Genomic DNA, 13,375 nt, shown 5'->3' on the forward strand with positions numbered 1-13,375 from the left:
AGCCTCATCCAACCTGAAAAAGGAGCAAGCCATAAAGACCTCAGCGCAATCGTCCGACGGCGACAAGCAAGCCGACCCGTATGCAAAGACGCATCCGCAGTCGCACCAGGATCCTCGACTTCCGCTCCAGTTCAGTCCGGCTCCACGTCCCAATAAGGCGGATCGCCGAAATGAGCAGCAAGGAACTCGATGAACGCGAGCGTCCTCGGCGGCACGAACGCGCGGCTCGGGTAGACCGCCCAGATCGCCACATTTTCCGCGAGCGGATAGGCGTCGAGCACGCTCACCAGTTCGCCGCTGCGCAGATACGGCGCCACGTCCCATGTCGATTTGAGCGCGATGCCGAAACCGGCTAGCAAGCCGTCGCGAATAACTTCACCGTTGTCGACGACGAGGCGCCCGCTTACGCGTACCTCGAGCGGTCCCGCGGGCGTCACGAAGGCCCAGTCGCGCTGGTCTGACAGGATCATGCATTCGTGCTGTGCGAGGTCCGAAGGATGGTGTGGTGACCCACGCGCGGCGAGGTAAGCGGGCGCGGCGCACAGCACGCGGCGATTCACCGCGAGGCGCCGCGCCACCAGTGACGAATCCTTGAGCGCGCCGACCCGGATCGCCACGTCGATACCTGCGTCGACCAGATCGACTACCTGATCCGTCAGCCGAAGATCGACGCTGACGCCCGGATAGCGGCGCAGAAATTCGCTGATCACCGGCGATACGTGCTGCCGCCCGAACGACGACGGCATCGATACCCGTAAGCGTCCCTGCGGCTCGGCCTGCGCGCGGCCGACCGAGGCGCGTGCGGCATCGGCCGCATCGAGCAGCGCCTGGGCGCGTGTCATGAATACTTCGCCGTCCTGCGTGAGACTGATGCGGCGGGTGGTTCGATGCAGCAGGCGCGCGCCGAGGCGCTTTTCCAACTGGGCGATGCGCGAGCTCGCGACCGCCGCCGACAGGCCGAATTCGCGGCCCGCCGCCGAGACATTGGCGAGCAGGGCGGCCCGCACGAACAGGGCGACGTCGAGTAGATCGAGTCGTTCCCGCTCGCCGGGCGAGGGTTTTACGGCGGGTTTTACCGCATCGTCAGGATGGTCCATTCTTCTGAAATTCAAAAAGATGTTTCAGTCATTATGATGGTTTTATAAGAATAAGAACCGACTTAGGATGACGCCAATACGATCGATTGCTCCGCATGGCGCCAGCCGCTGCGCTGCCAGCAACGATCGCCGGTCCCTCAACCTCATCTGAAAGAACAGGAGCTGTGATGAAAGCCGTAGGCCTCTATCGCTATTTGCCGATCGATCAAACCGAATCGTTGATCGACGTCGACATTCCTAAACCCGAAGCCTCGGGCCGCGACCTACTGGTGAAAGTCGAAGCCATTTCCGTCAATCCGGTCGACACCAAGGTGCGCGCCCCGAAAGACACCGTCGAGAAAGCGCCGCGAGTGCTCGGCTGGGACGCCGCCGGCACGGTGGTGGCGGTCGGCCCGGACGTCACGCTGTTCAAGGTCGGCGACCCGGTGTTCTACGCGGGCAGCATCACGCGCCCGGGGGCGAATAGCGAGTTCCATCTGGTCGACGAGCGCATTGTCGGGCGCAAGCCGGCGTCGCTCGATTTCACACACGCGGCCGCGCTGCCGTTGACTGCGATCACCGCCTGGGAGGCGCTGTTCGACCGCCTCGGCGTATCGCCGCAAGGCGCGGACGAAGGCCGCACGGTGCTGATCATCGGCGGGGCGGGTGGTGTCGGTTCAATCGGCATCCAGTTGGCGAAGCAACTCGCGAAGCTGACAGTGATCGCGACCGCGTCGCGTCCTGAATCGGCGAAGTGGGCGACGGAGTTGGGCGCGGATCATATCGTCGATCACTTTGGCGATATGCCCGCGCAGTTGAAAAAGCTTGGCATCGACCAGGTCGATTACGTGCTGATTTTCAACGATACCGACAGGAATTTCCCGGCGGCCGCTGAAGTGATCAAGCCGCAGGGCGGCATCTGCACGATTGTCGAAAACAGCCAGCCGCTGCCGGTCGAACTGTTGAAGGCAAAAAGCGCCGCATTCCACTGGGAGTTCATGTTCACGCGTTCGATGTTCGGCACGCCGGACATGATCGAGCAGCATAAGCTGCTGACCGAGGTGGCGCGTCTCGTCGATGCGGGCACCTTGCGCACGACGCTCGGGCAGGATCTCGGCAAGATCAACGCCGGGAATTTGCGCCGCGCGCATGAGCTGCTCGAAGAAGGGCGCGCGATCGGCAAGCTGGTGCTGACGGGCTTCTAGACCGCGCAGAGTTTGCACAGTGTCTGGCGGTTCTGTCAGATCGCGCGCGCAGAATACGCGTCATTGCAAGCGGGTTAACACCCGATTCGTATGAAGCGCGCGCAGCGCCGCTTGGCGGTAGACTGGTGGGGCATCATGCTAAAACAGTTGCGTGTCTCGCAGCTCGTCTGGCCGGGCCTCAACCAGGCATCAACCAGGTATCAATCAGGCTCTAGTCAGGCGGTGCATTGGCAGTAGCGCTTGAGCGAGCGCGCAGCGGCACAACAACGAGGTGACAGTATGAGCTCCAGCTTCAAACTCTCCGCCGTTTCAATTGTCGCTTCTCTCGCCTGCGCGCTCGCGCCCGGCATGCTCGTGCCGGCGGCTTACGCCGCTACGCCGATCACCGTGACGTCGCAGTCCGCCCTCGACGGTCCGATCCGCTACACGGTCCGCGTCACGTCGAAACAGTTCGGCAATTCACAGGAAACGCGCACGATTCGCTCTGGCGAATCGGACGACTTCACGTGGAAAACCGTGCCGCCGGGCGGCCCTGTGCCCGCGTCGGATACCTGCCCGAATTATTCGTCGCTACCGACCGATACCAACGGCGCGATGATTCGTCAGACGCAGATCCGCTTTGCGCCGGTTGTCGCCGGTGACGGCACCGCGTCCGTGCAATTGAGCTTCCAGGCGCAGACACCGCACGGCGTGAAGACGGTGACGAGCGGCGGCAAAACGCTCAAGTGTCCGAACGACGTAAGCGTCAGCCAGATTGTGCGTTTTACGATGCCGACTAATGGCAGTACGAAAACGCTGACGCTCAATGACGGCACCGAACTGGCGGTCACCGCGAAACGTTGAATTTGCGCGGTGAGTTGTGCGTGACACAACAGCGGTAGCGGCCGCTCGCGGGCCGCTACCGCTGCCAGTACGCAAGCCGAGGCCTGCGATGCGGTCGCGTTGCGTGACGATGTGCATCGCATAGGCCGCATCCATGACATGCGGTAGGCAAGTGGTGACGCAAACCGGCGTCGCGCTGCTTATCCGTTCGCCCTTCAACGCCCCGCCGCAGGTCGCTCTACCAGGCGCGACGACAGAAACCGGTGCTCCGCCGAGAAGAGCCGCCGATACGTGAGCAGCACCGCGCCCACCGTCCCCAAGGCTGACGCCGCCGCGATCAGGAACATGATCACGATCTGATAGCGCACCGCCTGCAATGGCGACTGCCCGGCCAGCACCTGCCCGGTCATCATGCCGGGCAAGCTCACTACGCCGACCACGGCCATCTGATTCAGCGTGGGCATCATGCCCGCGCGCACCGCCTGGCGTGCCGGCGCTTGCGCCGCTTCCCAACGTGTCGCGCCGAGCGCGAGCGCCATGTCCACGCGGTCACGCCGCGCCGTCAGTTCCTCGGTCATCCGTTCGATGCCGAGCGATACGCCGGTCAGCGTATTGCCGAGGATCATGCCGAGAATCGGAATCGCGTACTGCGGCTCGTACCACGGGTGAATACGGATCACGACGAACAGTCCGACCGCGGCTACCAGCCACGAACTGACCCAGATCGACAGCACGCTGTCCGCACGTTGGCCCGCATACGTGCGACTGCCGCGCTGCGCGCCCGCGAAGCCTGCGATCAGCGTCATCACGATCATCAAAGGCAGCACGACGAACCAGTGGTCGTAACGGAACACCCAGCCGAGCACATAGCCGATCGCGAGTAACTGAACGACGGTGCGTACCGCCGCCCACGCAAGCTTGCGTTCGAGATCGAGCTTGAGCGCGACCGACACCACACCGTTCACCACGATCAGCAACGCGGCGATCGCGACGTCCCAGAGACTCAGGTTTTGCAAAGTCATTGGCCGAGCTCCTGATGCGCGGGCGTCACCGCGGATTCGTCGAGCACACCGGCGCGCATCGTGAGGCGCCGCTGGCTCATGCGCGCGGCTTGCGCCGGATCGTGCGACACCCACATCGACGCGTGCCGGCCGGCTTCGGCATCGAACCACGCGTGCACCAGAGCCTCGATCGCATGCGATGACTCCGGGTCGAGCGACGCGGTGGGTTCATCCAGCAGGAGCACTTCGGGCGCGAGTTGCAGAACGCGAATCAGCGCGGTGATCTGCGCTTCTCCGCCGGACAACTCGCTTGCGCGCTTGTCGAGAAAATCGTCGCCGCGGCCGGCCTGAGCGGCGAGGCTCGCCGCGCGCGCGCGATCGAAGCGCACGTCGCGATAGGTCCGCAATTCGAACGGGTAACGCAGATTGTCTTCGACACTGCCGTCGAGCAGCGCGGGCCGCTGCCGGATATAAGCGACGTTGCGCCGGTAGCGTGGGATGGCGGCGCGCTCGACCGGCGCGCCGTGCCACATGATGCGTCCGGCATCGAGCGGATCGAGCAGGGCGAGCGCGCGCAGAAACACGCTCTTGCCGGAACCCGACGGGCCGGTGACCGCGACGCGGTCACCGGCGCGCAGAGCAAAGGTTGTGGGTTGCAGCAGCGTTTGCCCGCGCAATGCATCGCGCCGGGCGATGCCGTCGGCGAGGACGAAGGGAACATCGGTCATGGTTTCTATCGTGGTGGATTCTTGTGTGGATTAGGAGGCCGCCATGACATTTCCTTACGTTTCCATGGAAGGGAAACCTGTGCCTGAGCTGTGCGGCATGATAAAACGACGCCTATTAGACAATACTACCGGGCACGATATGTGCTGCCCTAATGCACAACGAAGAACAACGGCGGAGCTTCTCAATGGCAGTGTCGAGTACGATCGGAAGACGGATAGGAAAAATCATCGCATGGCTGGTGGCGATCATCGTCATTCTGATTGTCGCGTTGGCCATTTTCATTCTGACCTTCGACTGGAACCGGGCCCGGCCCTACATCGATGACAAGGTCACGCAGGCAATCGGCCGGCCGTTCGCGATCAATGGCGATCTGAAAGTAGGGTGGCAGCATCCGGTCGGCGAGACCGGCTGGCGTGGCTGGGTGCCCTGGCCGCGTTTTTCGGCGGCCAATATCACCGTGGGCAACCCCGACTGGAGCAAACAACCGCACTTCGCGACGCTCGACGAAATCGACTTCGAGGTCAAGGTGCTGCCGCTGCTCGCGCACGACATTGTGATTCCCGCGATCAATCTGGTGAACCCGTCGGTCGACCTCGAACGGCTGCTCGACGGGCGTAACAACTGGACCTTCAAACTGGCGTCTTCCAGCGGACCGTCCGAATGGAGGCTCGATCTGCATGACATCGCGTTTGCCAAGGGCAATATCGCGCTGTCCGATCAGCAGAAGAAGGTCGAGATGCAGATGGCGATCGACACGCTCGGCCAGCCGATTCCGATCGGCGAGGCGATGAAGCAGCAGGAGGCGGCGTCGCGCAGTGCGTCGGCTGAGGCGGTCGGCAAAGCGGGCGCGAGCAAGCTCACCGCCCAGGCTAACGCGCAGGCCGCATCGGAGGCTGCGGCGGCATCTGCTGCGGCGGCTTCCGCGGCGGAGGCTGTCGGCGCTTCGTCGACGGAGATCACCGCTTCGGGTCCGACGGCGGCGAATGGCGCATCGGGTGCACGGGTTGCCGGCGGCTCGAACGGTGCAAGCGAAGGCGCGAGCGGCGCGGCGGTGGCTTCGGCGTCGAACGCCAGCGAGGCAGGCACGGCTAATGGTGCGAAGCCTGAGATTCCGCCGTACGCGATTGGTTGGACCATCAAGGGGACCTACAACAAGACGCCGGTGTCGGGCAGCGGCAAGGTAGGCGGCGTGCTGGCGCTGCAGGACGCGAACCGGCCGTTCCCGGTGCAGGCCGATGTGAAGGCAGGCGATCTGCGTGTCGGCCTCGTGGGCACGATCACCGACCCGGCGCATCTTGCCGCGGTCGATCTGCGCCTCTGGCTGCAAGGCAACAGCCTGTCTCGGCTCTATGCGTTGACAGGCGTGACCTTGCCTGACACGCCCCCGTATGCAACCGATGGACGCCTTGTCGGTCAGTTCAAGTCCAGCGGCAACGTCTTCAAGTATGAAAATTTTACGGGCCGGGTGGGCGGCAGCGATCTGAATGGCTCGTTGACCTACACCGCACGTGAGCCGCGGCCGCTATTGCAGGGCGAGTTGGTGTCGCATCTGCTGCAATTCTCGGATCTGGCGCCGGTCATCGGCGCGGATTCGAACGCCAGCAAGGCGAGGCGCGGCGATGCGACGGCGCAGCCGGGCAACAAAGTGCTGCCCGTCGAAGAGTTTCGCACCGACCGCTGGCAGGCAATCGACGCCGACGTGAAGTTCACGGGCCGCCGCATCGTCAAGGACACCAACCTGCCGATCACCGACTTATACACACACGTCGTGTTGACCGACGGCGTTCTCTCGCTCGAACCGCTGAAGTTCGGCGTGGCGGGCGGCTCGCTGTCATCGGATATTCAGTTGGACGGCAGCACCACGCCGCTGAAGGGCCGCGTCGCGACCTCGGCGCGGCATCTGAAGCTCAAGCAGTTGTTCCCGAACTTCAAGACGATGCAGAACGCGCTCGGCGAAATCAACGGTGACGCCGCGCTGAGCGCGACCGGCAATTCGCCGGCGGCGTTGGCGGCGACTTCGAACGGCGAGGTGAAGGCATTGATCACCGAAGGCACGGTGAGCCGGCTCCTGATGGAAGCAGCGGGGCTGAACGTGGCGAACGTGGTCTATGAAAAGCTGTTCGGCAATCGCGACGTGAAGATCAACTGCGCGGCCGCCGATTTTGTCGCGACCAACGGTGTGCTGGATTCGCGCGTCTTCGCGCTCGACACGGACGACGCGGTGATCAACATCGACGGCAAGGTGAATCTGCGCGACGAATCGATGGATCTTGGCGTCCATCCGCATACCAAGGGCTTCCGGGTGTTTTCGCTGCGCTCGCCGCTGTATGTGAAGGGGACGTTCAAGGATCCGCACGTGGGCGTGGATGCCACCGCGCTGGCGCTTCGAGGCGGCGCCGTTATCGGGCTCGGCTTGATCAATCCGTTCGCGGCGCTGATTCCGCTGCTTGCGCCTAGCAATAACAAACCGCTGCCGTGCGGGCAGTTGCTGGCGCAGGTTCGTCAGGCGCCGACCGCTCCGCCGCCGGGTGTGAAGCAGCAGCCTAAACCGGCCATTTCCCTCGATGGCGCGCCGGTGAACAAGTCTTCCGCTGGCGCTGACTCGCCGGCTACGGCCGAAAAGAAGCCTGCGGCCATGTCGCCGGCCACGGCGGCCGAATATAAGGGGAGCTGATGTTTTTGCTTGCCCGCTGACAAACAGGCGACAAACAGGCGACACGCGGGCGAACGAGAAAAACAGGGAATCGGCGCCGCGTGCTTAGAGACATCGGCGCCGATAAAGAAGAGAAGAGAACTATCTGAGCGAGCCTATCTTAGCGAGCGCGGAGCGGCATCCCCCGCAGCATCCTGCCTGCGAACCCCGCGGCGGGCGCTGCCAACGCGGGTGGCGCCGAACTCCGTAAGGATCTTGCCTCTGGCCCGGCTGGCAAAGACCAGGAACCCAAACCCATCGGCTTCATACCAATACCCGCCGTTCTCGAGCCCGTCGAGCGGCTGTTCCAACGCATTGGTAATGGATTCCATACAACGCCGCCGCAATTCGGCGGGGGCGGGATAGGGGGGCTGTGCGCCTCGTACGCTGCACAGGAGAACGTCGAGCCCGGGCAGGACATGTGCATAGAGCACCGGCTCATCCTGCGCGCGAGCGCGCGCAATTTTGGTGTCGAGCTGGCCGAACGGCTTGAAATGCCGTAGTACCGCGAGGAACGACTCATCGCCGTCCACCTTCGCGCGCCTACGCTTTTTCGGGAAGGACATAAAAATTCGCCTGAAAAAGAATTGCAAGAAACGCAGCGTCCTCATGCGACAACTCCCGGCTTCGCGCGCCGCACGTCGATCTTTTATAGCATACGACAAGGCCGGATTCACGGTGATTCGACGTCTACGCCGCCCCACCGCCTCCCGCACGAATCATGCCGAACCGCCTCGCCGCGCGCTTTCGCTTCCCAGCACATCTGTTTCCATCATAGACGCACGCGCCGCTGAAAAAACATCTCATACCAATAAAAAAGTCATTTTTATGTGGGCGGGCGCATCTTGCCGCTACGTTGAAATATCTCACATTCACGTCGATAATGGCCCGTCCGGCCGCGCTGCGGCGTGCCCGCCAGTCCGGCACCGCAACAACCGGCCCGCATGGCGAGGCGCGCGGACGAGGCGTGCCGCCGCGGCTTGATCGACCCTTCGGGCGAACATGAAACTATTCACCAAGGGTCTGCTGCTGATTGCAGTGCCGAGCGTGGTCGAGCTGGCGCTTCTGGGCGTCGTCTTCGATACCCAGGAGCAAACAGCGCAAGCCGCGCAGTGGGTCAGCAACAGCAAGCAGATCCTCTATCAGTCGTCGGCCATTGTCGATCCGCTGCTGCGTCAGGCCGCGCGGGTTCGCACGGGTATGGTCGTCGGCGATCCGTCGTTTATCGACCGCCATACCGTATGGGTCGATCTCGGCGACCGGCTTTCGAATCTCGAAACGCTGGTGGCCGATACGCCGCAACAGGTCGAGCGCGTGCGCAAGATGCAACAGGCGATTGACGCGTATCGCCTGCAGGCCGCCACGATCTCGCGGGCGCTGCACGCTGGACGCAATCTGAACTCGTTTGCAGCGCAAGATACGGGCGAGCTCCCCCAGCAGATTGCTCTGTTTCGCGATCAGCTCGCCGAGTTCAGCAACGAGGCCGCGCGGCTCGACACCGAGCGCGGCGCGGCCCTGGCACGGCGCCGCGAACGCCAGCAATACGCGCTGATCGCCGCCGTGTTGGGCTCGATGCTGATCTGGGCGGCCACCGCCGTGGTGTTTGCGCGGAGCATTGGGCGGCGCCTGGAGGTGTTGACCGGTAATGCCGAGCGTCTGGGCAGTGGCCGGCAGCTCGCCGCGCCGCTGTCCGGCAACGACGAAATTGCCGCGCTCGACGCGGTGCTGCATCAGACGGGTGCGCGCCTGCGCGAGGCCGAAGGCGACCAGGCCTTGCTGAAAGCGCGGCTCGAAACACGCGCACGGGAATTGGCGGCCGTCAACGAGGAGCTGCGCCAGGAGACGCAAGACAACGAAATGTTTATCTACAGCGTGTCGCACGATCTGCGCTCACCGCTGGTGAATCTGCAAGGCTTTTCGAAAGAATTGCAGGTGTCGTGCGACGAGCTGGACAGCATCGTCGAGGCGGCGAAACTGCCGGAGGCCGAACATCGGCGTATGGCGCATATCCTTGACTGCGACGTGCGCGAATCTCTGCAATATCTACGCACCGCGGTGACGCGGGCGGCGGCGATCATCGACGCGCTATTGCGGATTTCGCGCGCCGGCCGGCTCGAATACCAGTGGCAGCGGGTGAGCGTCGGACGGGAGGTGGGCCGCGTGGTCGACGCACTGCAGGGCGCGATCAGGCAGCATGCGGCGGTGGTCACCGTGCGCGAGTTGCCGCCCGCCTGGGGCGACCCGGGCGCGATCGAGCAGATTTTCAGCAACCTGATCGGTAACGCGCTCAATTATCTCGACCCGGCGCGCAGCGGGCGCATCGAGGTCGGCGCGCTGGACCCGGAACCGGTCGACGAGACCGAGCCGCGCGCGTTGCGTACGCGCACCTATTATGTGCGCGACAACGGTCTCGGGATTCCGGCGGCGTATATGTCGAAGGTGTTCCGCGCGTTTCAGCGTCTGCACGGCGACGTTGCGAACGGCGAGGGCATCGGCCTCGCGGTGGTGCGGCGCATGGTGGAACGGCACGGCGGCCGCGTTTGGGTCGAGTCGGCGGAAGGCGCGGGGTCGACCTTTTTCGTCGTGTTGCCGGAACAGCCTGCGCGCAATTGAGCCGGGACACGCACCAGGGAAAACGGTGAGGATAGTTAAAATCACTATGGAAAAACGGATCGCCAGCACGGGGGAGCAAATGAACCAAGGGGAAACGGTCAGTATCGTACTGATCGAAGATGACGACGGCCACGCCACGCTGGTCGAGCGAAATCTGCGTCGTGCCGGAATTTCAAACGGATTCGTGCGCTTTCGCGACGGCCAGCAGGCACTCGACTACTTCTTCGGCCCGGCGCCGGTGGACGCCGCCGCCAGTCCTTATCCGCCTCGCGAAGATCTGACGAATTTCGTCGTGCTGCTCGATCTGAAAATGCCGCGCGTGGATGGTTTCGAGGTGTTGCGGCGTCTGAAGGATTCGCCGCAGACAGCCGCGGTGCCCGTGATCGTGCTGACCACGACCGACGATCCGCGCGAAATCACGCGCTGCTATGAACTCGGTTGCAACGTCTATATCACCAAGCCGGTCGAATACGACGCGTTCATCGAAGCGGTGCGCCGCCTTGGCTTTTTCCTGCAGGTGGTCAAACTGCCGTCGGGACACCGGCTGACCGCGCCGTGACGAAAGGTTCGTGTGAAGGCGCTCCGAAAGCGGCCCATGACAAGATAGCGACACCAGACCTAGCCAGAGAAGACCCCGCATGACCGAAGAAGTGTCCACGCAGCCCGCCGCGTATGTCCTTGTCGTCGATGACGACGAAGGTATCTTGCGGCTCGCGCGCAAGTCGCTCGAACGCGCCGGCTGCCGGGTGGCGATCTGCGCGGGTGTCGAGGCGGCCCGCGAGCGGCTCGCCGCGGGTGCGCCAGACCTGCTGGTGCTCGACTACCAACTCAGCGGGCCGGAGACCGGCCTCGACTTCTTTCGTCGCTTGCGCGCGGAAGGCGTGCGCATACCCGCCATTCTCGTCACCGGTTTCACTGACGAATCCCGCGTGATCGAGGCGTTGCGTGCGGGCGTGTCCGACGTGGTGCCGAAATCCGGTGATTACCTCGATTACCTGCCCGAAGCCGTCGAACGGGTACGCTCGCAGGTGCGTTTGCAGAAGGCGTCGGACGAAGCCTTGCTGCTGCGTGACCGCGAGCAGCATTACCGGACACTGTCGGAAGCCTTGCCGCACCTCGTGTTGACTTGCGACGCCGCGGGCGATTGCGATTTCCTTTCCAAACAGTGGTTCGACTACACGGGGTTGGCGGAAAGCAGTTCGTACGGCCTCGCGTGGCTCGACGCGGTGCATCTCGACGATCGTGAAGAAATTCGCCGCACCTGGCTCAAGGCGGTGACAGGCGGCGCCGGCGATTACCGGCACGAATTGCGGATTCGCCGCCACGATGGCGCCTATCGGTGGTTCGACATCCGTGCGGTCGCCATGCACGACGCCGAAGGCAACGTCAGCAAATGGTTCGGTAGTTGCACGGACATTCATCCCCAGCGCGAGGCGATCGAGGAGCGCGAACGGCTGCTCGCTTCGGCGCAGGCTGCCCGCCAGATCGCCGAAGAAGCCAATCGTGCGAAAGACCGCTTCCTCGCCATGCTGTCGCACGAATTGCGCACGCCGCTCACGCCCGTGCTGGCGGGCGCCAGCGTGCTGGAGATGATCCCGGATCTGCCCGATCAGGCGCGCGCGAGCGTGCGCATGATCCGTCGCAATGTCGAGCTTGAAGCGCGGCTGATCGACGATCTGCTCGATCTCACGCGCGTAGCGAACGGCAAGCTGCGTCTGTCGCTTGAAACCGTCGACGTGCACGAGGTGATGGACAGCGTGCTCGAACTGTTTCGCAGCGAGATCCAGGTCAAGCAGCAGGACGTGCACGTCAGCAAGAATGCGCAGCACCATTACGTGCTCGCCGACCGCGCACGGCTGCAACAGATGCTGTGGAACCTGATTCGCAACGCCGCCAAGTTCACGCCTGACGGCGGCCATATCTACGTGCGCACGCACGACGAACGCATGCACGTGCAGATATCGGTCGAGGACACGGGCATCGGCATCGAGCCCGAGCAGATCGGCAAGCTTTTCAACGCGTTCGAGCAAGGCAATCAGAACATGACGCGGCAATTCGGCGGCTTGGGCCTGGGTCTCGCGATCACCAAGGCATTGACCGATGTGCACGGCGGGACGGTGATCGCGCAGAGTCCGGGCGCGCACTGCGGCGCGACCTTTACGATTACGCTGCCGACCGCCGCCGCGCCTCTTGAATCAACGCCCGTTGCCGCGCCTGACGACGTGCGTCCTCACGGCCTGCTGACCATTCTGCTGATCGAGGACCACGTGGATACCGCCGAGGTGATGGCGCAGCTGATTCGCGGCCTGGGTCACGACGTGACCACGGTGGGCCGCGTGGACGATGCCTTGGCCGCCACCCAGTTGCAGACGTTCGATCTGGTGATCAGCGATGTGGGCTTGCCCGACGGCACCGGTCTCGATTTCGTCAAAGCGTTCCGCGAGCATTCGGATGCGCCGGCGGTGGCGTTGACCGGCTTCGGTACGGACGAAGATGTACGCCGTTGCCTGAGCGCGGGCTTTACTTCGCACCTGACCAAGCCTGTCAATTTTGGACAGCTCGAGACGATGATTGAAAGTGCGCTGAATCTGAAGGCGGGGAAGGACGCTTAGCGTGTTTGCGGCGTCGACTGAGGCGGCGTAATTTGCACGTGGCATGAAAAAGGCCTGTGGCGATTTTCTCGCGACAGGCCTTTTTACTTGCGCCGGCTAATGTGCAAGCGCGAACGCTTTATGTGGCTTAAGGCGGCTTAACGCAGCGATGGATTTTTCAGCGAATCGCGGATTTCACGCAGCAGCACAACCTCTTCCGGTGTCGGCGGCTCTGCCGCCGCTGCTTCAGCCGGCTTGCGCAGATTATTGATGAACTTGACCATCAGGAAAATGATGAACGCGAGAATCACGAAGTTGATGGCCACCGTGATAAACGAGCCATAACCGAACACTGCCACGCCTGCCGTCTGCAAGTCTTTATACGACTCAGGACTGCCTTTGAAGCTAGCGGGAATATCGCCGAGGCGAACGAACTTGTTGGAGAAGTCGAGGCCGCCGGTGGCAACGCCGACAACCGGCATGATCAGGTCTTTAACAATTGAATTGACGATGGTGGAAAATGCGCCGCCGATAATCACCCCGACGGCAAGATCCATTACGTTGCCTTTGAGGGCAAATTCCTTGAATTCCTTGATCATGCTCATATACGTTCCTCCCAGAAGTCGATAATCGAATCATACCAATC

The 13,375-nt window shown here is 63.0% G+C and carries 11 protein-coding genes; 6 read left to right on the forward strand and 5 right to left on the reverse strand.

Annotated elements, in window-relative coordinates:
- Positions 1-131: 131 nt before the first annotated feature.
- Positions 132-1,097 (reverse strand): LysR family transcriptional regulator, encoded by a 966-nt coding sequence (locus KHO31_RS06290; protein WP_201082609.1) that lies wholly within the window; start codon positions 1,095-1,097, stop codon positions 132-134.
- A 167-nt stretch (positions 1,098-1,264) separates the two neighbouring features.
- On the opposite strand from KHO31_RS06290, the gene KHO31_RS06295 reads away from it, so the two are divergent.
- Both KHO31_RS06295 and KHO31_RS06300 read left to right on the forward strand, forming a co-directional pair.
- Positions 1,265-2,281, forward strand: a complete 1,017-nt coding sequence (locus tag KHO31_RS06295; protein ID WP_201082611.1) for a zinc-binding alcohol dehydrogenase family protein — start codon at positions 1,265-1,267, stop codon at positions 2,279-2,281.
- Positions 2,282-2,560: 279 nt separating this feature from the next.
- Positions 2,561-3,124 (forward strand): DUF6013 family protein, encoded by a 564-nt coding sequence (locus tag KHO31_RS06300; protein ID WP_201082613.1) that lies wholly within the window; start codon positions 2,561-2,563, stop codon positions 3,122-3,124.
- A 194-nt stretch (positions 3,125-3,318) separates the two neighbouring features.
- Here KHO31_RS06300 and KHO31_RS06305 read toward each other — a convergent pair whose 3' ends face one another.
- Complete coding sequence (locus KHO31_RS06305) at positions 3,319-4,125, reverse strand: ABC transporter permease (RefSeq protein WP_201082615.1); 807 nt, start codon at positions 4,123-4,125, stop codon at positions 3,319-3,321.
- On the reverse strand, positions 4,122-4,832 hold the full coding sequence (locus KHO31_RS06310; RefSeq protein ID WP_201085708.1) for an ABC transporter ATP-binding protein: 711 nt from the start codon (positions 4,830-4,832) through the stop codon (positions 4,122-4,124). Before KHO31_RS06310 ends, KHO31_RS06305 begins: the two co-directional genes overlap by 4 nt.
- Before the next feature lie 185 nt (positions 4,833-5,017).
- On the opposite strand from KHO31_RS06310, the gene KHO31_RS06315 reads away from it, so the two are divergent.
- Positions 5,018-7,507, forward strand: a complete 2,490-nt coding sequence (locus tag KHO31_RS06315; protein ID WP_201085709.1) for an AsmA family protein — start codon at positions 5,018-5,020, stop codon at positions 7,505-7,507.
- Positions 7,508-7,641: 134 nt separating this feature from the next.
- Here KHO31_RS06315 and KHO31_RS06320 read toward each other — a convergent pair whose 3' ends face one another.
- Positions 7,642-8,136 (reverse strand): hypothetical protein, encoded by a 495-nt coding sequence (locus tag KHO31_RS06320; protein ID WP_201082626.1) that lies wholly within the window; start codon positions 8,134-8,136, stop codon positions 7,642-7,644.
- A 391-nt stretch (positions 8,137-8,527) separates the two neighbouring features.
- Here KHO31_RS06320 and KHO31_RS06325 point away from each other — a divergent pair, with 391 nt between their 5' ends.
- The 3 genes from KHO31_RS06325 (at position 8,528) to KHO31_RS06335 (ending at position 12,750) form a co-directional block, all read left to right on the forward strand.
- Positions 8,528-10,138: a sensor histidine kinase gene (locus KHO31_RS06325; protein WP_201085710.1), complete on the forward strand. Its 1,611-nt coding sequence runs from the start codon at positions 8,528-8,530 to the stop codon at positions 10,136-10,138.
- A gap of 79 nt (positions 10,139-10,217) precedes the next feature.
- Entirely contained in the window at positions 10,218-10,697 is a 480-nt protein-coding gene (locus KHO31_RS06330) for a response regulator (protein WP_201085711.1), read from the forward strand.
- A gap of 79 nt (positions 10,698-10,776) precedes the next feature.
- Entirely contained in the window at positions 10,777-12,750 is a 1,974-nt protein-coding gene (locus tag KHO31_RS06335) for a hybrid sensor histidine kinase/response regulator (protein ID WP_201082631.1), read from the forward strand.
- A 137-nt stretch (positions 12,751-12,887) separates the two neighbouring features.
- Here KHO31_RS06335 and mscL read toward each other — a convergent pair whose 3' ends face one another.
- Positions 12,888-13,334: a large conductance mechanosensitive channel protein MscL gene (gene mscL, locus KHO31_RS06340; RefSeq protein WP_201082633.1), complete on the reverse strand. Its 447-nt coding sequence runs from the start codon at positions 13,332-13,334 to the stop codon at positions 12,888-12,890.
- Between the last annotated feature and the right edge of the window lie 41 nt (positions 13,335-13,375).

This window comes from Paraburkholderia domus, assembly GCF_905220705.1.
Lineage (GTDB): Bacteria > Pseudomonadota > Gammaproteobacteria > Burkholderiales > Burkholderiaceae > Paraburkholderia > Paraburkholderia domus.